General features: G+C 64.1%; 24 protein-coding genes. 8 read left to right on the top strand and 16 right to left on the bottom strand.

Annotation, left to right across the window (positions count from 1 at the left end; genetic code table 11):
• Position 1: 1 nt before the first annotated feature.
• Genes J4E08_RS21540 through cyoD form a run of 6 tightly spaced genes read left to right on the top strand, consistent with a single transcriptional unit; the run spans position 2 to position 5011 of the window.
• On the top strand, positions 2-325 hold the full coding sequence (locus tag J4E08_RS21540; protein ID WP_183965836.1) for a YidH family protein: 324 nt from the start codon (positions 2-4) through the stop codon (positions 323-325).
• Positions 312-1037 carry a rhomboid-like protein gene (locus J4E08_RS21545; protein WP_349540242.1) on the top strand — a complete coding sequence of 242 codons (726 nt, stop codon included), beginning with the start codon at positions 312-314 and terminating at the stop codon, positions 1035-1037. Before J4E08_RS21540 ends, J4E08_RS21545 begins: the two co-directional genes overlap by 14 nt.
• A complete protein-coding gene (locus J4E08_RS21550; protein WP_349540243.1) occupies positions 1034-1993 on the top strand; it encodes a cytochrome ubiquinol oxidase subunit II in 960 nt (319 codons plus the stop codon). The genes J4E08_RS21545 and J4E08_RS21550 overlap by 4 nt, the downstream gene beginning before the upstream one ends.
• Entirely contained in the window at positions 1990-4083 is a 2094-nt protein-coding gene (locus tag J4E08_RS21555) for a cbb3-type cytochrome c oxidase subunit I (protein WP_349540244.1), read from the top strand. The genes J4E08_RS21550 and J4E08_RS21555 overlap by 4 nt, the downstream gene beginning before the upstream one ends.
• The gene (locus J4E08_RS21560; RefSeq protein ID WP_349540245.1) at positions 4080-4709 is read left to right on the top strand and encodes a cytochrome c oxidase subunit 3; all 630 of its coding nucleotides are present in this window, start codon (positions 4080-4082) and stop codon (positions 4707-4709) included. The genes J4E08_RS21555 and J4E08_RS21560 overlap by 4 nt, the downstream gene beginning before the upstream one ends.
• Positions 4706-5011 carry a cytochrome o ubiquinol oxidase subunit IV gene (gene cyoD, locus J4E08_RS21565; RefSeq protein ID WP_349540246.1) on the top strand — a complete coding sequence of 102 codons (306 nt, stop codon included), beginning with the start codon at positions 4706-4708 and terminating at the stop codon, positions 5009-5011. Before J4E08_RS21560 ends, cyoD begins: the two co-directional genes overlap by 4 nt.
• A 4-nt stretch (positions 5012-5015) precedes the next feature.
• On the opposite strand, the gene J4E08_RS21570 is transcribed toward cyoD, so the two are convergent.
• The 15 genes from J4E08_RS21570 to J4E08_RS21640 form a co-directional block, all read right to left on the bottom strand.
• Positions 5016-6557, bottom strand: a complete 1542-nt coding sequence (locus J4E08_RS21570; RefSeq protein WP_349540247.1) for a DHA2 family efflux MFS transporter permease subunit — start codon at positions 6555-6557, stop codon at positions 5016-5018.
• On the bottom strand, positions 6554-7558 hold the full coding sequence (locus J4E08_RS21575) for an HlyD family secretion protein (RefSeq protein ID WP_349540248.1): 1005 nt from the start codon (positions 7556-7558) through the stop codon (positions 6554-6556). Before J4E08_RS21575 ends, J4E08_RS21570 begins: the two co-directional genes overlap by 4 nt.
• 63 nt (positions 7559-7621) lie before the next feature.
• Complete coding sequence (locus J4E08_RS21580; protein ID WP_183965822.1) at positions 7622-7771, bottom strand: DUF3096 domain-containing protein; 150 nt, start codon at positions 7769-7771, stop codon at positions 7622-7624.
• Positions 7768-8292, bottom strand: a complete 525-nt coding sequence (locus tag J4E08_RS21585) for a DUF1269 domain-containing protein (RefSeq protein ID WP_349540249.1) — start codon at positions 8290-8292, stop codon at positions 7768-7770. Before J4E08_RS21585 ends, J4E08_RS21580 begins: the two co-directional genes overlap by 4 nt.
• A gap of 31 nt (positions 8293-8323) precedes the next feature.
• The gene (locus J4E08_RS21590) at positions 8324-8593 is read right to left on the bottom strand and encodes a 3-ketoacyl-ACP reductase (protein WP_349540251.1); all 270 of its coding nucleotides are present in this window, start codon (positions 8591-8593) and stop codon (positions 8324-8326) included.
• 25 nt (positions 8594-8618) lie between these two features.
• Positions 8619-9401, bottom strand: a complete 783-nt coding sequence (locus J4E08_RS21595; RefSeq protein ID WP_349540252.1) for a 3-hydroxybutyrate dehydrogenase — start codon at positions 9399-9401, stop codon at positions 8619-8621.
• Positions 9398-10036: a cytochrome b/b6 domain-containing protein gene (locus J4E08_RS21600; protein WP_349540253.1), complete on the bottom strand. Its 639-nt coding sequence runs from the start codon at positions 10034-10036 to the stop codon at positions 9398-9400. The genes J4E08_RS21595 and J4E08_RS21600 overlap by 4 nt, the downstream gene beginning before the upstream one ends.
• Positions 10037-10042: 6 nt before the next feature.
• A complete protein-coding gene (locus J4E08_RS21605) occupies positions 10043-10789 on the bottom strand; it encodes an acetoacetate decarboxylase (protein ID WP_183965817.1) in 747 nt (248 codons plus the stop codon).
• 12 nt (positions 10790-10801) lie between these two features.
• Entirely contained in the window at positions 10802-11908 is a 1107-nt protein-coding gene (locus tag J4E08_RS21610) for a DUF3734 domain-containing protein (protein ID WP_349540255.1), read from the bottom strand.
• A 176-nt stretch (positions 11909-12084) separates the two neighbouring features.
• Entirely contained in the window at positions 12085-12492 is a 408-nt protein-coding gene (locus tag J4E08_RS21615) for a hypothetical protein (RefSeq protein ID WP_349540256.1), read from the bottom strand.
• A gap of 237 nt (positions 12493-12729) precedes the next feature.
• Positions 12730-13512: a mechanosensitive ion channel family protein gene (locus tag J4E08_RS21620; RefSeq protein WP_349540257.1), complete on the bottom strand. Its 783-nt coding sequence runs from the start codon at positions 13510-13512 to the stop codon at positions 12730-12732.
• Between the two features lie 110 nt (positions 13513-13622).
• Positions 13623-14006, bottom strand: a complete 384-nt coding sequence (locus J4E08_RS21625) for a nuclear transport factor 2 family protein (protein WP_349540258.1) — start codon at positions 14004-14006, stop codon at positions 13623-13625.
• A 401-nt stretch (positions 14007-14407) separates the two neighbouring features.
• A complete protein-coding gene (ilvD, locus tag J4E08_RS21630) occupies positions 14408-16258 on the bottom strand; it encodes a dihydroxy-acid dehydratase (RefSeq protein WP_349540259.1) in 1851 nt (616 codons plus the stop codon).
• Positions 16259-16530: 272 nt separating this feature from the next.
• Positions 16531-17595 carry an FAD-binding oxidoreductase gene (locus J4E08_RS21635; RefSeq protein ID WP_349540260.1) on the bottom strand — a complete coding sequence of 355 codons (1065 nt, stop codon included), beginning with the start codon at positions 17593-17595 and terminating at the stop codon, positions 16531-16533.
• 4 nt (positions 17596-17599) lie between these two features.
• Complete coding sequence (locus J4E08_RS21640) at positions 17600-18832, bottom strand: aromatic ring-hydroxylating oxygenase subunit alpha (RefSeq protein WP_349540261.1); 1233 nt, start codon at positions 18830-18832, stop codon at positions 17600-17602.
• Between the two features lie 145 nt (positions 18833-18977).
• Here J4E08_RS21640 and J4E08_RS21645 point away from each other — a divergent pair, with 145 nt between their 5' ends.
• Positions 18978-19859 carry a LysR family transcriptional regulator gene (locus tag J4E08_RS21645; protein WP_349540262.1) on the top strand — a complete coding sequence of 294 codons (882 nt, stop codon included), beginning with the start codon at positions 18978-18980 and terminating at the stop codon, positions 19857-19859.
• Between the two features lie 10 nt (positions 19860-19869).
• Here the strand turns inward: J4E08_RS21645 and J4E08_RS21650 are convergent, their stop codons facing one another.
• Positions 19870-20493 (bottom strand): TetR/AcrR family transcriptional regulator, encoded by a 624-nt coding sequence (locus tag J4E08_RS21650; RefSeq protein ID WP_349540263.1) that lies wholly within the window; start codon positions 20491-20493, stop codon positions 19870-19872.
• 116 nt (positions 20494-20609) lie between these two features.
• On the opposite strand from J4E08_RS21650, the gene J4E08_RS21655 reads away from it, so the two are divergent.
• Positions 20610-22646 carry an oxidoreductase gene (locus J4E08_RS21655; protein ID WP_349540264.1) on the top strand — a complete coding sequence of 679 codons (2037 nt, stop codon included), beginning with the start codon at positions 20610-20612 and terminating at the stop codon, positions 22644-22646.
• Positions 22647-22652: the final 6 nt, after the last annotated feature.

Consider the following 22652-nt stretch of genomic DNA (forward strand, 5'->3'; position numbering starts at 1 on the left):
TATGATCGTCAACTTTGAAACCCATGCCTCGAACGAACGGACCTTCCTGTCATGGGTGCGCACCGCCGTTGCCATTGTCGGCTTTGGTCTTGCGGCGGCGCGGCTGAGTGCGCGTGCGGAACCGCTTTGGTCGACCTATCTGCTGTTTGCCGCAGGCGGTGCCGTGGTGATGATCGCCTGGCTGCGGATGCGTCACAAGCGCAGGCGGATCGACCTGAAAGAGCAGCTGCCCGACGATGACGGCCCGGCCGAAACCTTCCTGCTGTTGCTCGTCATGGCCCTGTTCGTATTGCTCGGGAGCTTTGCCGTCCATGTCGCGCCCTGATCTGCCAATGCTGTCGCCGTGCACGGCCCTCCTGCGGCGGGTGCCGTTCACCTGTGCCTTTCTCGCAGTCATGCTGGTCGCCAATGGCCTGGCCGGGACGTTCTCGGGGCACATCGACCAAAGCGTGCTGGCCGCGCGGGGGATCGGCGTGGACGCGTTGCGCGACGGGAATCTGTCGCGCTTTGTCTCGGCTATCGTCCTGTCGCATGACCTGCCGATGCTGCTGCGCCAGCTTCCCTTCGCGGCCCTGGTGATCGGCCGGGCGGAATGGCTCTGGGGCACATGGCGCGCCGCCGGCCTGTTCTTTGCGGTCGACGTCATGGCGACCTTGGTCCTTCTGGCCGCCGTCGCACGGGTCCCTGCCCTTGCAACGCTGGCGGAGACGACGGACGTGGGCATGTCGCTGGGCGGCTTTGGCGTGATCGGTGTCCTGATCGCCACCTGGCGCCATCGCTTCCCCGCCGTGATCGCGATCCTCGCGCTCGTGGCCGTCAAATATGCACTTGCGCCCGAGCCACTTGCAGACGCGGGGCACGTCATTGCCCTGACCCTCGGCTTTTGCCTCGGTCTTGTCAGAGCGTACATCCCCGGTCTTGAAAAGGCAGCGGATATCGCTCACCAAGACCCATCACATCGGTGGTCAGGAGGACAGGCAGCTGAAAGGCGCGCCCGGCGACCTGCCGCCCCTTGCCAGCAGGATGGACAGCAATGAGTTTTCGGCAAGCTTCCATAATCACCTCCCTGTTGGGCTGCCTTGCCCTTGCGGCGTGCAGTGGATCGGGGGACACGTTCCTGATGCCCGGCGGTCCAATCGCGGCCGCGCAACGGCTGGAGCTGTTAAAGATCCTCGGGTGGACCATGATCGCGATCTTGCCGGTCTTCCTGCTTGTTCCGATCCTGCTCTGGCACTTCCGCTATCGCAATTCCGCGGCACGCTACACGCCGGATTGGGACAGATCATCCGTGCTCGAGGTGCTGATGTGGGGCGTCCCGCTTGTCATCGTGGCGGTGCTGTCGGTGCAGCTTTTCCGGACAACCCACGCGCTCGACCCTTACAAGCCCATCGCCTCTGACAATCCGCCGCTCAGGGTCGAGGTCGTGGGCCTCGACTGGAAATGGCTGTTCATCTACCCCGAGCTCGGCATCGCGACGGTCAACGAGCTGGCGTTTCCCGAGCAGACCTCCGTCGCGCTGGACCTGACAAGCGACACCGTGATGCAATCGTTTCTGGTCTCGGCGCTGGCGGGGCAAATCTACATCATGCCCGGGATGCGTACGAAGCTGCATTTCCTGGCCGACGTCCCGGGCCGCTTCGAGGGCGAGAACACGCAGTACAACGGCACCGGCTTCGCACAGCAGAAATTCCGTGCCGTCGCGATGGAGCGGGCCGATTTCGACGCCTGGGTCGCGCAGGTCCAATCGGACGGCGTGCCGCTGACGGCCGAGCGCTACGCCGTGCTTGCCGACGCCTCCACCGGGGCCGAGGCGCAACAGCGGATGGCCGCAGAGGGCCTGCCCGAAGGCGTCATCCACTTCTCGTCGGTCGAGAGCGATCTGTTCGACACCGTCCTGCACCGCTACATGCACGGAACGCCCGTGCCCCCCTCGGCCCAGCCCGGTGCCCAGGAGTATGATCCGCAGACAGAGGCAGGAGAGCCCACCCAATGACCGACGCACTCTTCGGCCGGCTCGACCTGTCGTCCCTGTCCATCTGGCACGCCCTCCAGGACCCCACCCCCAGCGAGCTGGTCGCGGCGGGGGCCGCCATGGCCGTGATCCTCGGGGGGCTTGGCGTACTGGTCCTGCTGACCTGGTTCCGGCTATGGGGGCCGCTCTGGCGCGACTGGCTGACCAGCGTCGACCACAAGCGGATCGGCATCATGTATTGCGCCCTGGCGCTCATCATGCTGGCGCGCGGGGTCATCGAGGGCGTGCTGATGCGGACCCAGCAGGCCTTTGGTCTCGACGGAGGGTTCCTGACCCCGGACCACTTTTCCCAGCTGTTCAGCACCCACGGCACGATCATGATCTTCTTCGTGGCGATGCCCTTCATCGCCGGGGTCATCAACTACGTCATGCCGTTGCAGATCGGCGCGCGCGACATGGCGTTTCCGGTGATGAACCAGATCAGCCTTGGCCTGACGGCAACGGGGGCTGCGCTGGTGATGATCTCGCTCGTGCTGGGCAAGTTCTCGACCGGGGGCTGGGCCAATTACCCGCCTTACACGGGGGCCGATTTCCAGCCCGGACCGGGGCCGGATTACTGGATCTGGGCCATCACGCTGGCGGGGATCGGCACGACTCTGTCGGGTATCAACTTTGCCGTCACGATCTACAAGGAACGCGCGCCGGGGATGCACTTCCTGCGGATGCCGATCTTCTGCTGGACCGTGATCTGCACCTCGATCATCATGATCTTCGCCCTGCCCCCGCTGACCGTGGCGGCGCTGATGCTGGCCGCCGACCGATACCTGGAGTTCCACTTCTTCACCAACGATCTCGGCGGCAACATGATGAACTACGTCAACCTCTTCTGGCTGTTCGGCCACCCGGAGGTCTACCTGCTGGTCATCCCCTGCTACGGCATGTTCTCCGAGGTGATCACGACGTATTCCGGCAAGCGCATCTACGGCTATATGTCGATGGTCTATGCCACCATGTCGATCGCCGTGCTCAGCTTCTGCGTCTGGCTGCACCACTTCTTCACCATGGGGCAAAGCGCCAATGTCAACGCCGCCTTCGGCATCGCATCCATGGCCATCGCCGTGCCGACAGGCGTGAAGATCTACAACTGGATCGCCACGCTCTTTCGCGGTCGGGTGCGCATGACGGTGCCCATGATCTATGCGGTCGGGTTCTTCTACCTCTTCACCATCGGAGGTCTGACCGGGGTGATGCTGGCCAACCCGGTCATCAGCTACCAGGTGCACAACACGCTGTTCCTCGTGGCGCACTTCCACAACGTGATCATCCCGGGCGTGCTGTTCGGGCTGCTGGCAGGCTATCACTACTGGTTCCCCAAGGCCTTCGGCTTTCGCCTGCACGAGGGCTGGGGCCGCGCGGCGGCCATCCTGTGGATCATCGGCTTCTCCTTCACCTTCCTGCCGCTCTACTGGCTGGGTCTGCATGGCATGCCGCGCCGCTCACCCACGTTCGCCGAGCCGTCCTTCCAGCCGATAATGTGGCTGGCGCTCTTCGGGGCCGCACTGATCCTTTCGGCGCTCACCTGCCTGGCGATCCAGCTCTGGATCAGCATCCGCCGCCGTGACCAACTGGCCGTGCCGCTGGGCGACCCCTGGGACGGGCGCGCGCTTGAATGGTCGATCCCCTCGCCGCCGCCGCCCTACAACTTCGCCGTGGTGCCACGGGTCACCGCCCGCGACGATTTCGCAGAGGCCAAGGCCGCGGGCCGCGCCTATGCCGAGCCTGAAGCATACGAAGACATCGAGATGCCGAACAACACGGCCATCGGCCTGGACGTCTGTGTCTGCTCGACGCTGATGGGTGTGGCGCTGGTGTTCTGGATCTGGTGGCTCGCCGTGCTGTCACTGGCGGTGATGCTGCTGGCCTTGGTCGGCCGCACGTTCCACACCCGGAACCACCACGTCATCCCCGCCGCCCGGGTCGCGGCCGAACATCGCGCGTGGCTGGCCAAGGTGCAGGCGGCCACGGCAGTGGACCGGCTTCAGGAAACCCACACCCGCAACATGGGCCGCGCCATGCCGGAGCGCCCAAATCGGACCGAGGCCGCAGAATGAGCACATCCAACCTCCATCCCGGCCTCAACCTCGGGGACCATCACGGCGAGGCCCATGAGGGCGCCGAGACCATCGTTTTCGGCTTCTGGATCTTTTTGATGAGCGATCTGGAGATCTTCGGACTGGTCTTTGCGTCCTATCTGACGGTCGCCAACCCAATGGGCATGGCAGGTGGCCCGGGGCCGGCGGACGCCTTTGACCTGGCCAGCATCTTTGCCCAGACGATGATCCTGCTCACCAGCAGCCTGACCTTCGGCTTTGCCACGCTGGCGATGCGGCACGAACGCGGGCGGGCGGCGATTGCCCGCTGGCTGGGCGTGTCGTTGCTGCTTGGGCTGGTGTTCCTCTCGCTGGAGCTGCGGGACTTCGCCCACATGATCGAGGCCGGCGCGGTGCCCCAGCGCAGCGGCTACTGGTCGGCTTTCTGGGGCCTTGTGCCGCTGCACGGACTGCACGTCGCCGTAGGCTGCCTGTGGCTCATGGTGATGCTGGCGCAGATGGCGACACTCGGTCTGATCCCGGTGGTCAAGACACGGCTCTTGCGGCTCGGCCTCTTCTGGCACTTCCTCGACCTGATCTGGGTCGCGATCTTTTCCATCGTCTATCTCGGAGGGCTGATGCCATGACCGATCCTGACCACACCAAAGAGGCCCGGTTCTATCTGGCGGGCTTCGGTCTTGCCCTGACGCTGACGCTGGTGCCCTTCGCACTGGTGCATTGGGCACTGATGGAAGGGCGCGCGCTGGCGATCACGATTGCGGTGCTGGCCGTGGCGCAGATTGTCGTGCACCTGCGCTTTTTCCTGCACATCGACCTGTCCCGCCAAAAGCGCGAGGACCTGCAACTGATCCTGTTCACCGTTCTGCTGCTGGCCATCATGGCGATCGGCACGCTCTGGATCATGGGGAACCTCGCGACCCGGATGTAGCGCCTCAGTGCGCCGCCACCGGCGCGGCCTGCGGATTGGGCCGTTGCAGGATCAACACCACCGGCAGCATCGCGAAGGCCGCCACCCCGGTCAGCCAGAAGGCATCCTGGAACGCCAGCAGGCTGGCCTGCTGCTGGATCTGGGCGGCGATCTGCGCGGCCCCTTCGGGCGAGGCGGGGTCGAGGTTCAGCGGTGCCAGCCAGGCCCGCGCCGCGGCATCGAAAGGCGTGATGCCTGACGCCAGCGTGGCATAGTGGAACTGCAACCGGCTGGCGACCTGCCAGCCCACCAGCGCAATCCCCACCGACGAGCCGAGCGAACGTGTCACACCGTAGATGCCCGAGGCCTCGTCCTGCCGGTCCGGGCCGATGTTCTGAAAGGCCAGCGTCGACATCGGCACAAAGAACAACCCCATGCCAAGCCCCGACACCACGCCGGGCCACGCGAGGTTCCAGAACCCCGCATCGAGGTTGAGCAGACCCAAAAGGATGTTGCCGGATCCCGTCAGGATCAGCCCCACAACCAACAGCTTGCGCGGATCGAAACGCGTGACCAGCACCGATCCCGTCAGCACCATCGAAAAGCCCGCCGCGATCCCGCGCGGAATAAACAGCCTCCCCGCATCCAGCACTGGATAGCCCAGCAGGCCCTGCACAAACAGCGGCAGGATCGCGATGGAGCCGAACATCGCCACGCCAAAGCCCAGAATGGCCACGTTCGCCCCGGCAAAACTGCGGTCGCGGAACAGCGAGAAGTCGATGATGTTGTCGCGCTTGCCACGCCCGCGCAGAACGAAGCTCACCGCACAGGCGACGAGGGTGATCGCCGCGACCTGTATCAGCTTCGAGGCGAACCAGTCACGGCTTTCCCCGAGGTCCAGCATCAATTGCAGCGACGCGATCGCCCCCACCATCAGCGCCAACCCGACCCAGTCCACGGTGATCCGCTTGGTGTCCTCGGACTTCAGCTCCCCGGTCATCATCGTCAGCGCGAAGGCCGCGATGGGCAGGTTGACGTAAAACACCGCACGCCAAGAGAAATACTCGGTCAGCAACGCGCCCAGCGTCGGCCCGAGCACCGGGGCCACCACGACGCCAAGGCCAAAGAAAGCCATGGCCTGGCCGCGCTTTTCCTTGGGAAAGCTGTCGAACAGGATGGATTGCGACAGCGGGATCAGGAAGGCGCCAAAGATGCCCTGACCCAAACGGCAGGCGACCATGATCTCGACGCTCCAGGACAGCCCGCAAAGCGCCGAGAAGGTTGCAAACCCCACGATGGCCGAGATGATCAGCCGCCGCCGCCCGAACCTGCGGACGAAAAAGCCGGTCAGCGGCATGACCACGACCGAGGCGACGATGTAGCTCGTCAAAATCCAGACCGTCTGGTCGTTTGTGATGCCGAAGGCCGCCTGGATCTGCGGCAAAGCGACGTTGACGATGGTGCTGTCGAGCACCTCCAGCACCGCCGTCAGCACCACGGCCAGAACGATGGTCCAGCGCACCGCGCCCGCGCCGGAAGCCTCTTCCGAAACAGCTGCGGCACTCATTGCGCGGCGTCCAGACCGGAGGTATCGACAGTCACGTTGGTGCTCGCGCCGACGCGCAGCTGCAGGGCGGGATCGTCAGGCCGGGTGTCAAGGGCGATCCGCACGGGAAAGCGCTGCGTGACCTTGACCCAGTTGCCGCTGGCGTTCTGAGGCGGCAGCAGGGAAAACACCGCGCCGGACCCGGCACCGAGGCTCTGAACCGTGCCGTCCAGCGTCAGGCCAGGATACATGTCGATGTCGACCGCCACAGGCTGGCCGGGACGCAGGCGCGCCAAGTCGGTTTCCTTGAAATTCGCGTCGATCCACCAATCCCCGTCCTCGACCAGCGAGAAAAGCGGCATGTTCGGTGCGACCAGCGCGCCGGGCCGCAGATCGAGGTTCGACACCCAGCCCGAGACCGGGGCCGTCACCTCGGCCCGCGCGAGGTTGGTCTGCGCCAGGGTCAACTGCGCCTTGGCCGCGCGCACCGCCGGGTTGTCATCGCCCGCCTGTCCCGCGCGTTCACGGGCCGACGCCAGCGCGGATTGCGCGCTGGCGAGCGCGGCCTCGGCCTGATCGCGCGCGGAGGTGGCCTGATCCAGCGCCGCCTGCGCCACATCGCCCTTTTGGAACAGCGTCGCCGTCCGGTCAAAGCTGTCCTGCGCATCCTTGAGCGCCGCCTGCGCGCTGTCGACCTGGGCCGAAACCGAGGACAGGTCGGTGATCGCCGCGCTGGTTTGCTGCATCGCGGCCTCATAACTGGCCTGAGCGGCCTGAACCTGCTGCTCCAGATCGGTCGTGTCGATCCCGAACAGCACATCACCGGCCGCGACATGCTGGTTCTCGATGACCGCAACGGTTTCGATCGCGCCACCGACCTGCGGGGCGATGGTCAGCACATTGGCCTTGAGGTAGGCGTCATCGGTCGAGGGGTGGATGCGCTCATGCTGCCACCAAAGCCAAAGCCCGCCCCCGACGGCGACGACGGCAACAGCAAGAATGATCAGTTTCAGGTGTTTCATGGTGGCCCCTGCCAGATCGCGACGGATTCCGATGGTGGTGTCCGTCGCCGAGTATGTTGGCGCTCAGGCGCCGAAGAGATGCGGGAACAATCCGGCCAATCCGAACAGGATCAGGTAGCCGGCGATCACGTAGTTGAGGAGTCGCGGAACGATCAGGATCAGAACCCCCGCGATCAGCGCCAGCAGCGGCTGGACGAACACCACGGAAGTCATGCCTGCTCCGGCGCGGTTGCGCCGACCTCAGCCTTGTGTGCTTCGTCAAAGGCGCGCCGCAGATGGTTTTCGGCATCGGTGTCGAGGTTGGTGCGCAGCACGCGCCCGCCGTGTTCGCCCAGCCGCTCGATCACCCTGTCGGAGGCATTGGTCCGCACCATCATGAACAGCGCCGCCTGCCCCGGTTGCAGAACGCCGCCAACCTCTTTCATGAAGTCGTCGTTGATGCCGTAATCGGTCAGCGCGCCCGACAGCGCCCCTGCCCCGGCGCCGACGGCGACACCAAGCAGCGGGTTGAAGAAGATCATCCCCACCAGCAGGCCCCAGAACGCTCCGCCGGTCGCCCCGGCCGTCCACATGTTGACCATCTGATTGAGCTTGACGTTCCCTTCTGCGTCCGCGACGGCGACAACCGCGTCGGCCACATCGACCAGATATTCCCCGGCCATCTTCATGAGGTCGGCGCGGGCTTCTTCGGCCTTTTCGGGCGTTTCGTACCCGATGACGATCAGTTCGGACATGACGGTCTCCTTTTCAAAACTTGTGGGGTTGTCAGTTGGATGCGGTGTGCGAGGTGTCGAAGCTGTCGAGCCACTGCCTCACCGAGCGTTCGAGGTCGGTCACGTGATCGCCGTGGGCTTCATCGTCGGCGGCCTCGTCGTCCAGACGGGCCTGCAACCGCGCGTACCGCTCCTTGAGCTCTTTTGACGTCAGATGCGCCTGGTCATGGTACAGATGCGCGTGGTCGCGAAGCTTCTGCTCCGCCGCGTGGATCTTGCGTCCGAGCGCTGCAAGGCGGTCGTGAAGGGGGTCTTTTTCCATTGTCGGTCTCCTGTTCCCGAGGGTCTCAGTTCATGTACCAGCCGTGGCTGACCACCAGCGACTGGCCGGTCAGCGCATTGGTCGGGAAGGCAGCAAAGACATGCGCCACTTCGGCCACGTCCTCGATGGTGGTGAATTCCTGGTCGACGGTCTCGCCCAGCATGACCTTGTTCACGACCTCCTCTTCGGAGATGCCAAGGTCACGCGCCTGTTCCGGGATCTGCTTTTCCACCAGCGGGGTCTTCACGAAGCCGGGGCAGATCACGTTGGCGCGGATGCCGTGCTTTGCGCCTTCCTTGGAAATGACGCGCGCCAGACCCAGCAGACCATGCTTTGCCGTCACGTAGGCGGACTTCAGGGCGCTCGCTTCCTTGGAATGGACGGAGCCCATGAAGATGATCGACCCGGACCCGGCCTTTTGCATATGCGGCATCACCGCCTTGGAGGTCAGGAAGGCCCCGTCGAGATGGATCGACAGCAGCTTTTTCCATTGGTCGAAAGGAAAATCTTCGATCGGGTGCACGATCTGCACACCGGCGTTCGACACCAGCACGTCAATCTGGCCCCATGTATCGATGACCTTGGCCACACCGGCGTTGACCATATCCTCGTCGGTGACGTCCATTTCGACGGCCATGGCCTCGCCCGGGCCTTCGGCGGTCAGCGCGTCGGCGGTCTTTTGCGCCGCGTCGAGTTTCAGGTCAGCGATGACGACCTTGGCGCCGTCGGCGACGTAGCGTTTCGCGATGCCGAGGCCGATGCCACTGGCCGCGCCGGTGATGATGCAGACTTTATCCTTGAGGTTCATTTGCTGGTTTCCTTCTTGGTCGCGGTGTGGAGGGACCACATCTCGCGCAGGTTGAAATCGGTGAAGATGTGCTGGAGGACGGCGAGGCCCGCGTGGCCGATCAGGTAGGCCCAGGCGAGGTTCGCCAGCGCTTTGTGGATCTCGAGTATGACGCCTGCCAGACCGCCGGTGTGCGCGTCGCCTCCGCCGAAAAAGTAGAAGACCGTGCCGGTGGCGGCCATCGCGCTGATCAGCAGGATGCCCAGCCCGTGCACGGCACTGGCCAGCGGGCTGGCGTCGTCATGGGGCGGCAGGCGCATCTGGCGCAGTGTCGCGGCATGGTGCTTGATGTCGGACCAGAGCGCCGCGCGCCTTGGACCCGAAAACCACGGGAACAAGAGGCCGCCCGGCGTGCCACGCTTGCGGGCCGTCAGGACGATCCAGAACAGCACGATCAGGGCAAAGGCCGCGAGGCCGCCGTATTCGTGGATCTCGTACCAGAGGTTCCCGGCATGGCCGTCCTCTGCCGGTTCCATCACGAGGCTGACCAGAAGTTGCGTCACGACGGCCAGCGCCAACCCGGCATGGACCAGTCGTGTGGTCCGCGTGTGGCGGGACGCGCGTGGTGTCGCGGCGGAAGGGGCTACGACAGGCATGGTCGCTTATCCTTTCGCTGGCAGGTAGTCGTGGACGACCTCGCCCAGACCAAGCGTCAGGTCGGTCATCAGGTGCACGGCCGACACGACCTCCCGCACAGGCAGCTCGGCCACCGGGGCCAGCGCGTGCTGGTGAAGTTCGAGACCCGCGGGACCTTCCCAGGCGCCTTTCAGGGTCACGTCCTTGGTGTAGTAGCGGACCAGCTCGCAAATCCGTGGTGTGCAATCGACGTGCGGGATGACCTTGAGCATGAAGTTCGGCGCCTCGAAGCCCTTGAGCACCGCGTCGTGGTCGAGCGCGCGATGCTTGTAGCCCATCGTCCCCGTCGCAACCCGGACGGAGCCCACGTCCAGCGTGCCCACCAACGTGTCTTTCTCGACCCGAAGCGCCGGATCAGCGAGCTTCTTCGGGAAGCCCCAGATCTCGCGCCCCCCGGCGATGGGGGCATCGTCGTTCAGGAACATCGAATGCACATAGCCGCCCGCGACGCCGTCCAGCGTCACCGGGATGACCTGGCCGCTTTCGGTGTAATCCCCGAAACCGGTGCTGTCGGGCATCCGGATAAATTCGTATTTCACCAGCGGCTCCGGGATCTCCAGCGGCTCGGGCACCACGCGGCGCAGGGCCTCCATGTCGGTGCGGTAGGTGATGGTCAGGAACTCGCGGTTGACGAAGCGGTACGGCCCCTTGGGATAGGACGGGCTGGTGACAGGCATGGCAAAGGCGTTTGCGAGAAGATCAGAGGCGTTCATGGTCAGGGTCCTTCAGGTTTCGGATGTGCCAAGGTCAAAGACGTGCAGGCCGTCGGCGCCCACGCAGCGGGATGTCCAGGTTTCGTGTGTCAGCGTGCGGGTGACGTCGCCGCGCCCCGCCGCCCAGTGGTCCGTCATCGACTGGCGCGAGAACTCGTAATCTTTGGTGCCGCCCTCAAAGCCCTGCTTCCGGTGGATCAGATGCACCAGCGTCACGGGACATGACGGCCCGGCCTCGCGCAGAAGCGCCAGATCGGGATCGTCCTTGAGCGTGTCGGGCAATTTCGCCGCCAGCCGCTCTGCCGCCGCCTGCAACGCGTGCAGCTGGCGGTAGCGGTCCGTGGTCAGGCGCGTGCGGCTGGAATACTGGATGTCCTTCTGGCGCTGCTGCACGTCGATCACATCGACCGGAAGCCCGCCGCGCGCATTGAACAGATCGACCTGGAAAATGCACAGCGGCGTTTCGCCCTCGGCCCGCTCCATCACGTATTGCAGAGGCGTGTTCGACACGAGACCGCCGTCCCAGTAGAAACGACCGTCAATCTCCACCGGCGGAAAGCCCGGCGGCAAGGCACCGCTGGCCATGATGTGGCGCGCGTCGATCCGCGTGTCGCGGCTGTCGAAATATGTGAAGTTCCCGGTCTCCACGTCCGTCGCCCCGACGCAAAGCCGTGGGCCGGTCGCGTTCAGCAGGTCGAAGTCCACCAAGTCGTTCAGCGTCGCCTCAAGCGGGGTGGTGTCATAAAGGCTCAGCGCCGGCGCGGGAGCGAAGGGCCAGAACGCGACGGGCATCCGCGGCCTGAAAAAGCCCGGAGCGCCGACCATCGACACCTCGGCGGCGGCAAATTCCGAAAAGGCGCGGCGCGCGGAAGCGGTCCAGAAACCAAACGATTGTGGCGTGTTCGACGTGATCCTGTCCCAGAACGCTTCCAGCGCGGCAACGCGGTCTCCCTTGCGGTTGCCGCAGATGAGCGCGGCGTTGATCGCCCCGATCGAAATGCCGGCGATCCAGTCAAAGTCGAAACCGGCCTCGTCCAGGGCCGAGAAGGTGCCGGCCTGATAGGCGCCAAGCGCTCCGCCCCCCTGCAAGACCAGTGCGTTGAGTTCGGTTGAGGCCATGTCCGTCGTCCCTTTCGCGCAGCGGGTGCTGCCGTTGAACAACATCTAGGGAGCCACTTCGTCACCAGACTTTCGGCAACCTTACATCCACGACATATTCGCCAAGCCATTATGAATAATACGAAAAAACCCGCCACCAAGGGTGACGGGCTCTCGCATTCGGGGCTGGGGAACGGTCAGTTTCCGTAAAGCCACCCCTGCTTTTCATAGGACTGGTCCGGCGCACCACCAAAGACCGCGTCATACACCTCGCTCTCGAAGGCGCGCACATTCGACTCGCTGCGGTGATCCTTCGGCGCATCGGTGTTGAGATAAGTGCAGAAGGCCGTGATCATGATATCGGCGACATCTGCATCCTTGGCCTCGGGATAGTCCGCGCGGATATCTTCTGCGACCTTGCGCAGTGATGTGCCGTCAAGCTCGGCTTGTCCCACCGTTTTCGCAAGCTGTGACAGGTCAAAAGGCTCCGCGTCAGCCGCGGTGAACACGGGCGCAGGCGCGGGGCAGTCCAGCGGTTGCGCCGAGGCGAGCATCGGGGCCGACAGGCACAGGGCCGTCAACAGCGGAAGCAGGGGATGTTTCATGAGGGTGTCCTTTCAGATGTCTTGCAGGGCCGTCCGTGAAGGGCCGCTTTGGGGCCAAGCCGCGCGGCGGGCGACCGAACCGGCACCCTGATTGCTTCGTGACGCGGGGCGATCAGCGCAGGGACGATCTCTCGGTCAGATATTTCAGGCAGAGTGTCAGCATGTGGGGCCTTTGGCGCGGGTTGCTTCGATAGGACCTTTCTGCCCGACCCGTTTGCAGTGGTCTTGTCCGCGACCTTACATTGATGAAAGGTTCAGCCGCGGCCTTGCACACCCTCCGGCAACGCCGGAATTTGCACACCAGACGCGCAGGCTGAAATCCACGCTCGACGCGCCCAGATTGGTCACCGGACAGCCGACGACTTCTTCGACCTGCGGCAATCCAGACGCGACCTCGAGGATCAGCGCCCGCGCCTTGTCGATGTCAGAATCGTAGCCCACCGAGATCGGAACGACTGCCATCGTCCGCGGTTCACGCGCCGACAGGTTGATCATCGTCATGCTTGAAATCGAGGAATTCGAGATGATGACCCGGCGGTTATCGTAGGTCTTCAGCATCGTGTAGCCCAGCGACACGTCCTCGACGATGCCGGTTTCGACACCGGTCGGCGCGTTGATCTGCAACTTGTCGCCAAGGCGGAACGGGCGGTAAAAGATCAGGCTGAAGCCCGCCACGAAGTTTGACAAAGTCGATTGCGCGGCAAGGCCAAAGACCACCGACGCGACCGAAACGCTTGCCAGAAGCGCGGTGGCGACCTTGTCCAGAGCCGGAATCATGTGCGCGTAGAGCATCAGGATCATGATCCAGACAAAGGCGCTCGCCACCTTCGAGAGAAACGCGATGGACATGCGGTCAAGGCGGTTGTCGTGATCGCGCGCCACGACCAGACGGATCGTCCGCTTGAGAAGATGCGACAGCAGCAGCCCGGCAAGAATGAAAAGCGCAAGGAGGATGAGCGCCCCCGACCATTTGTCAGGATGCAGATGCGTCGCCCAGGTCTGCACGGTTTGCCAGGTCATCGGTTCCTCATTCAACACTCGGGGCGCAGTTCAGCCCAGGCGACCGAAGCACAAGCGGTCAGGACCGTCCAGTGCCGTCGGCGCCCACGCAGGGCGTGACCCCGGATGCGTCAGAACATGCCGTTGTCGTTGGCAGAAACCTTCGGCAGCACTTGCAGCACATCCCAATGTTCCACCACGCGGCCCTCGGCATCGAGCCGGAAGATGTCCATCCCGGCGTAGTCGTCCGATCCCGGCCAGCGCTGTTCGCAATGCAAAACCACCAGGTCGCCCTCGGCAATCACCCGGTGAAAGGTCACGGACTTGCCCGGATATTCCTGCGCCATCCGCTCGAAATAGGTGATGAAGGCGTCCTTGCCGTTCCCCACATGCGGGTTGTGCTGGATGTACTCCGCCCCGGCGTAGCGCGCGATGGCCTCGCGCGGGCGGCACTGGTTGAACATCATGTCGTAAAAGGCCGTGACTGTGGCCTTGTTGGCCGCTGGTGTTGGCATGATGCTGACCTCCCGCTGAAAGCCGAAAGTCTCCGCTGCGCAGCGGCCAGATGCAAGCCTTCGCAGCCCGGCCTCCCCGTATGCGAATGCCTTGCGCAACACGTGTTGGAACGGCCAAACCCGGGCATAAAGACACCGAAGCGCATCGGACCATAGTCTTCGCAGGGTCACGCCGCATGACCCAAACGTGGGCGCGGCCACCCGTGGTCGCGATGGGGAGCAGCCCTGCGGACGCCAGCGAAAGGCGCTCAATGGCAACCCGACGAAGCGACATCAGCACCACGCAATGCAGTCACCCGCGAGGACGCACCTTGCGCCTTGACCGGTTGTTCGTGCAGGCGGTCCGCTGGTGCAAACGCAAAAATCGCCCGCGCACCGTCACGATACGCGGGCTGATACACTTATTTCTTCGTAAGCTGGTCCACGTCGCGCACGGCACCCTTGGCCGCCGAAGTGGCCAGCGCCGCATACGCTTTCAACGCGGAGGACACCTTGCGGGTACGCTTTTCTTCCGGCTTCCAACCTGCCTCGTCACGGGCGGCGCGGCGGGCAGCCAGCGTCGCGTCATCCACGGCAAGGTGGATGCTGCGGTTGGGGATGTCGATCTCGATCGTGTCGCCCTTCTCCACCAGACCGATGGTGCCGCCCTCTGCCGCTTCGGGGGACACGTGGCCGATGGACAGGCCTGACGTGCCACCGGAGAAACGACCGTCCGTCAGCAGGGCGCAGGCTTTGCCCAGACCCTTCGACTTCAGATAGGACGTCGGATACAGCATTTCCTGCATCCCCGGCCCGCCTTTGGGGCCTTCGTAGCGGATGACCACGACGTCGCCTTCCTTCACCTTGTTGGTGAGGATGTCGCTGACGGCGGTGTCCTGGGATTCACACACATGCGCTTTGCCGGTGAACTTCAGGATCGACGCGTCGACGCCTGCCGTCTTCACGATGCAGCCTTCCTGCGCGATGTTGCCGAACAGAACCGCCAGACCGCCATCCTGCGAGAAGGCATGTTCCTTGGACCGGATCACGCCGCCTTCGCGGTCGGTGTCCAGTTCCTTGAACCGGTTCTCGGTGGAGAAAGCCTGCGTGGTGCGCACGCCACCGGGCGCGGCCTTGAACAGCTGCTCTGCCTCGGGGTTGTTGGCGACCTTGATGTCCCACTTGCCGATGGCCTCGGCCATGGTGGACGAATGCACCGTGGAACAGTCGGTGTGCAGCAGCCCCGCGCGCGACAGCTCCCCGAGGATGGAGAAAATCCCACCGGCACGGTGCACATCTTCCATGTGCACGTTCTCGGTGTTCGGCGCGACCTTGCACAGGCACGGCACCTTGCGCGACAGCCGGTCGATGTCGTCCATGGTGAAATTCACCTCGCCTTCGGCGGCGATGGCCAGCAGGTGCAGAACGGTGTTCGTCGATCCCCCCATGGCAATGTCCAGCGACATCGCGTTCTCGAACGCCTCGAACCGGGCGATTTCGCGTGGGAGCAGACCTTTTTCCTCTCCGTCGTAGTGCCGCTTGGTGATCTCGACGATCTTGCGCCCGGCTTCGAGGAACAGTTGCTTGCGGTCGGCGTGGGTCGCCAGCGTGGAGCCGTTGCCCGGCAGCGCCAGACCCAGCGCCTCCGCCAGACAGTTCATGGAGTTCGCGGTAAACATGCCCGAGCACGACCCACAGGTCGGGCAGGCGTTTTCCTCGATGTGCTGCACCTGTTCGTCGGTGTAGGTATCGGAGGCGGCGGCGACCATCGCATCCACCAGATCGACCTTCTTGACGTCCAGCCCTTCGAGGTCGATCTTGCCGGCCTCCATCGGCCCGCCGGAGACGAAGATCGCCGGGACGTTCAGGCGCATGGCGGCCATCAACATGCCGGGCGTGATCTTGTCACAGTTGGAAATGCACACGATGGCGTCGGCGCAGTGGGCGTTGACCATGTATTCGACACTGTCGGCGATGACCTCGCGCGAGGGCAGCGAATACAGCATCCCGTCGTGGCCCATGGCAATGCCATCATCCACGGCGATGGTGTTGAATTCCTTGGCAACGCCACCCGCGGCCTCGACCTCGCGGGCGACCATCTGGCCGAGATCCTTCAGGTGGACGTGGCCCGGCACGAACTGGGTAAAGCTGTTGACGATGGCAATGATCGGCTTGCCGAAATCGTCGTCGCCCATGCCCGTCGCCCGCCAAAGGCCACGGGCCCCGGCCATGTTGCGTCCATGGGTGCTGGTTCTGGAACGATAGCGCGGCATGTGATCCTCCGGTATTTGACTCGTGCCCTCATAAACGCCAACGCACCAAAGGTGAAATCAAATTGCACCCTGCCCCGTCATCGCGTGATCGAGACCGGGGCGCGCGTCTTCCTTGACATCGGCTACATCGCGCCCTGCCGGGCAGAAGCGCCGTCACCGACCGTGCGGCGCAGATCATTCAAGACCCGGCGTCCGATAGGCTTGGCCCGATACAGAACGCAAAAACGGCCGGCACCCCTGCGGGAACCGGCCGTTGCGGGGAACTGATACCATCAGGCTTCGACAACCACCTTGCCGATAGGGTTGGAACAACACGCAAGGATGTAGCCGTCCTCGATGTCCTCGTCGGTGATGCCACCGTTGTGGACCATGTGCACCGTGCCTTCGGTTTTCTTGATCTTGCAAGTGCCGCAGACACCGAACGTACAGCCGGACGGGATTGCCAGACCAGCGGTGCGCGCCGCACCCAGCAGGGTTTCCGTCTCGGCGCATTCCACGGTCTTGCCAGACAGCGTGAACTCGATCTGGGCCTTGGTTTCTTCGTCCAGCGTGACGTCTTCGGGGAAGTCCTCGGTCGCGCCCACAGGTGCGTGAAAGCTTTCCTGATGGTAGCGGTCCATGTCGAAGCCGAGGCCCACCAGCGCCTCACGCACGGCGGTCATGAAGGACTCCGGCCCGCAGCAGAACACTTCGCGTTCAAGATAGTCCGGCGCCGTGAGGCCCAGGAGAAGCTGGTTGAAGTGGCCGCGATACCCGGTCCAGGGCTGGTAGCGGTCCGTCTTGTCCACCACCCATGCCAGCTCGATCCCCGTGATGCGCGCGGCCATATGCTCCAGCCGCTGGCGGAAGATGATTTCCGACGGGCGGCGCGCGCAGTTGATGAACACGATGTCCGGGTCCCGGCCCGCGTCATACATCGCCGTGGTCATCGACATCATCGGCGTGATGCCCGATCCCGCAGAGATGAACAGATACTTGGACGCCGGGTGGTTGACGTTCGAGAACGTGCCGCCCGGACCCTTGGCATTCAGGCGCATGCCCGCGCGCAGATGGTCGAGCATCCAGCGCGTGCCCAGCGAGCCGTCCTGCGCCTTGACCGTGATGGTCAGCGACGTCGGGCGCGAGGGCGAAGAGCTGATCGTGTAGGTCCGGAACAGCGGCCCGCCCGGCACCGGCAGCTCCAGCGTGACGAACTGTCCCGGCTTGTAGCGGAACAGCGCACCGGACGGCGCCTGAAAGGTGAAGGTCACGACGTTATGTGCTTCCGGCAGGAAGGACACGCATTCCAGCGGTTCGTCATCGGACCAGAAGGCCAGCGTCGGAGAAATCGCGTTCATTGTGTCACTCCGCTGCTACGGCGCGCGGACCCAGCCCGCGCAGCATGGTCTGTTTGTACCAGTCGACGAATTGCACCACGCCGTCTTCCATGATCGGGCTGTAGGGGCCGGACTGGTAGGCGGGCGAGTTGATGCCGAGCTGGTTGTCCTCGACGATCTGGCGGTCCTCGTCATTGGTGGCGAGCCAGACCTCGGTCAGGCGCTTCATGTCGTAATCGACGCCTTCGACGGCATCCTTGTCCACCAGCCAGCAGGTGGTGACCTCGGTTTCCTGCGGGCTGATCGGCGTCACGCGGAACGTCAGGGAGATGTCGGGCAGGAAGTGGTTCCAGGTCGACGGGTAGTGGAACTTCAGCAGCGTGCCGGCATCCGGCACCGACACCCGGCCAAGCGGGCGCTTGGAGGCGGGCAGCAGGTCCATGGTGTAGGACAGCGCCTTGGCTTCCAGCGGCATCCGCGCCAGACGGTATTGGCCCGCCTCGCCCGCCATCACGAACTTCGACGGTGCTCCGGCGGCTTCGCATTTGTCAAAGTGCGCCTGAAGATACGCCGGGATCGAACCATCCGCCGACACGCCCGCGACAGCCGGGTCCAGCGGGAAGGAACGCGACAGCGCCGGATGGGTGCCCGCGCAGTGATAGCATTCGCGGTTGTTTTCCCAGACCAGCTTCCAGTTGCCTTTTTCGATGATCGACGACTGATAGGCGACCTTGGCGCGGCTCAGGTCGTGCACTTCCAGATAGGGCTGCGCGAGGTCGGCAAAGGCGTCGAAATCGGGTGCATCATCCGCGAGGCAGATGTAGATCAACCCGGCCAGATTGCGCAGGTGCACCGACTTCAGGTTGTGCTGCGAAGGATCGAAATCCGGGCCCATGTCCCGCGCCCAGATCAGGCGGCCGTCCAGATCGTAGGTCCACTGGTGGTAGGGGCAGGTCAGCTTGGCGACCGCACCCTCACGGTTCTTGCACAACACCGATCCCCGGTGGCGGCAGGAGTTGTGGAAGGCACGGATCTCGCCGTCGGCACCGCGCACGATCACCACGTTGTAGGCGCCCACCTGCACCCGCGCATAGGCGCCGGTCTTGGTCAATTGGCACGCGGGAATGGCATACAGCCACTCGCGGTACCAGATATGCTCAAGGTCCTGAGCATAGACATCGGGGGAGGTGTAGAACGCCTGGTCCAGCGAATAGCCGGAGGTCTGTTGCGCCAAAAGCTCGGATAGATCGTGTGACATGGGGGCGGCCTCATTCGAGGAAAGATGATTTCACCTCTTGCGATGCCGATCAATCTGCCGCTCATCAATGGTAAAAAAAATCACCTTGAGTTAGATTAATTCACCTGACACCATTCCCGACACCCAGCCACCCAAAAGCGACACCATGCCACGTCACTATGACCTTCCTTCGCTCAATGCGCTGCTTTGCTTCGAGGCGGCCGCTCGAAATTTAAGCTTCAAAACTGCCGCGACAGAGCTCAACGTCACGCCCGCGGCGGTCAGTCACCAGATCCGGCGACTCGAATCCGACCTCGGCAGCGAGATGTTTCGCCGCCAGCATCGCGGCGTCGAACTGACCGAAGCGGGCGCCTATCTTTTCGTCGCGTTGCAGCGCGGGTTCGAGGGAATCGCCGAAGCCGTGCGCGACGTCCGCGCCGGTCCCGACACGGAGGATGTGGTCGTGCAGACCACCACGGCGGTCAGCGCCTTTTGGTTGACGCCGCAGTTGACCGCTTTTTGGAAAGCGCGCCCCGACATCATTGTCTCTCAACTTGTGAGCGATGCGGCCTCGGCCCCCGGACGCGCAGACCTGAGCATCCACTACGGCAGCATGGCCGAGGATGACCCTGCCTGCCTGCCGCTGTTTCGTGACGACATCATCGCCGTCGGCACGTCCGAGTTCGCAGCCACAAGGGGCATCAACTCGATCCATGATCTGCATGGCGCGCCGCTGATTCACGTCGTGGCAGAGGGCATGGAATGGACCGGGTGGTCCGAATGGTTTGCGAAGTTCGGGTTGTCCCCGCCCCCCGGTCGCGGGATCGTGGTGAACAACCACATGATCGCGTTGCAACTGGCGCGGGATGGCGTGGGCGCGGTGCTGGGCTGGACCGGGCTGATTGATGATCTGCTGGACAGCGGCGCGCTGGTCCCGCTGGTGGCAGAGCGCATGACCTCGCCGCAGACCTTCTACCTGCAAACCCACACAAAGGCTTCGCGCCAGGCGCTCGTCTTTCGCGACTGGCTGGCCGCGACCAAGGGGTGACGTGTGTCGGTCATGTGAACCGCGCGCGGAAACGCATCAGCTCCGCCTCGGTCGCAGGCTGCCCGGCGTATGTCTTGACGTAGGCCGGAATGCGGGCCAGCCGATCCTCCAGAGCCTCTTTGGTCTGCAAGGCGATGTAGCCGATCTGCACAAGGTAGACGGTGCGCGCACGGACGTCGGCCTCCCCTGCCTCGAACCCGAAGCGCATGAACATGCTCCGGATCGCGGCCAGCCGTTGATCGTCCGCCGCACTGACCCGCGCGGCCACGGCGTCGGACTGATGTGCCCAGCCGCGCACCGCCATATCGTAGCGTGGCATGAAACGGTTTTCGTCCAGAAACACGGCAAGCAGGTTCAGCACGGCCTCTGAAATGGTCTCTGCCGGGGCCTCGCAGCCCGCGACCAGCGCAGCCGTGTTGGTGGATTCCCAGTCGTCTTGCAGCGCGTCGAGGATCGCCGCCCGGTCCTTGAAAAACCAATAGAAACTGGTGCGCGACAGGCCAAGCCGCGCGGCCAGCGGCTGCACCTTCACCGCGTCCAGTCCACTGTCGAGAAACGCCGCCCGCGCGGCCTCCAGCCAGACCTCCCGCGAACCACGCCACCCCTTTTGTTCGTCTGAAATCACCTCTGTCATGGCGGCACGATAGGCGCATCGAAATACCCCGGCAATGCAAAATGTACATCTATGCACATTTAAATTGACACCTCTGTACATTTTGTGGAATCGCTAGAGCAGCAAGGGAGCCCGCCATGACCAACGATCCGCTTCTCCAGCCCTATCAACTGAAGCATCTGACCCTGAAAAACCGGCTGATGATCACCAGCCACGAACCCGCCTACCCCGAGGACGGGATGCCCAAGGACCGCTACCGCGCCTACCATGTGGAGCGCGCGCGGGCCGGTGTGGCGCTGACCATGACCGCCGGGTCGGCCAGCGTTTCGCGGGACAGCCCGCCGGTCTTCAACAACATTCTGGCGTGGAAGGACGAGGTCGTCGTCTGGATGAAGCAGCTCGCCGACGAATGCCACGACCACGGCTCTGCGGTGATGATCCAGCTCACCCACCTTGGCCGCCGCACGCGGTGGGACAAGGCCGACTGGCTGCCGGTTGTCTCGCCGGGACATGAACGCGAGCCCTCGCACAAGGCGTTCCCGAAGAAGGCCGAGGAGTGGGACATCGCCCGCATCATCACCGATTACGCCGACGCGGCAGAGCGGATGCAGGCCGCAGGTCTGGACGGGATCGAGCTGCAGGCCTACGGCCACCTGATGGACCAGTTCTGGTCGCCGCTGACCAACGATCTGGATGGCCCGTATGGCGGCTCGCTGGACAACCGACTGCGGTTCACCTTCGACATCCTGTCCGAGATCCGCAAACGCTGCGGCTCCGATTTCATCGTCGGCCTGCGCTACACCGCGGATGAGGACATGCCCGGCGGCCTGACCAGGACTGACGGGATCGAGATCTCGCGCCGGCTGAAGGACAGCGGCATGGTCGACTTCCTGAACGTCATCAAGGACCATATCGAGACCGACGCCGGACTGACCGACGTGATCCCCGTGCAGGGGATGCGCTCTGCCCCGCATCTGGATTTCGCCGGGGAAGTGCGCGCCGCGACCCAGTTCCCCACCTTCCACGCCGCCAAGATCCAGGACGTTGCCACCGCGCGCCACGCCATTGCCAGCGGCAAGCTGGATATGGTCGGCATGACCCGCGCCCACATGGCCGACCCCCATATCGTGGCCAAGATCCTGCGCGGCGAAGAAGACCGCATCCGGCCGTGTGTCGGCGCGAACTACTGTCTCGACCGCATCTATCAGGGCGGCATGGCACTCTGCCTGCATAACCCGGCGACGGGCCGTGAGCTGGAACAGCCCCACGACGTGCCCGCAGCCGATGAAAAACGCCGCGTGGTGATCATCGGCGCCGGGCCGGCGGGGCTGGAGGCCGCGCGCGTGGCCGCGGCCCGTGGGCATGAGGTCATCGTCCACGAGGCCGCCAACGATCCCGGTGGTCAGGTCCGGCTGACCGCGCAGACCCCGCGCCGAGCCGAGATGATCCAGCTGATCCAATGGCGCTTTGACGAATGCGCACGCATGGGCGCCACCTTTCGCTTCAACAGCTTTGCCGATGCCGACACGGTACAGGCGGACGCCCCGGATGTGGTCATCGTCGCCACCGGTGGCCTGCCCCACACGGAGGTTCTGACCAAAGGCGATGAGCTTGTCGTCTCCGCCTGGGACATACTTTCGGGCGACGCGGTGCCGGGCAGCAACGTGTTGATCTACGACGATGCGGGCGATTACGCCGCGCTTCAGGCGGCGGAAAAGATCGCGGCAACCGGCGCCAGGGTCGAACTGATGACCCGCGACCGCAACATCTCGTCCGAGGTGATGGCCATGTCCCTCACCCCGGCGATGCGCGAACTGCAACAGCGCGACGTGACCTTTACCGTGACGTGGAAGCTGGACTCGGTGACGCGCGACGGCAACCACCTGCGGGCCACCATCGGCAGCGACTACGGCGGCGTGACCCGCACCCGCGAAGTGGATCAGGTGGTGGTCAACCACGGCACCCGGCCGCTCGACGATCTGTACTTCGATCTGCTGGCCGGGTCGTCGAACCTTGGCGAGGTGGATTACGACGCACTCATCAGCGGCGCACCCCAAATTGTCAGCCGCAATTCTGCAGGACTTTATAAACTTTTCCGCATTGGCGACGCCGTCGCCGCGCGCAACACGCACGCGGCGATCTACGATGCGCTCCGTCTGGTAAAGGCGATCTAGGCCAAC

It is taken from the genome of Sagittula sp. NFXS13, from assembly GCF_040148795.1.
In the GTDB taxonomy this organism is placed as follows: domain Bacteria; phylum Pseudomonadota; class Alphaproteobacteria; order Rhodobacterales; family Rhodobacteraceae; genus Sagittula; species Sagittula marina.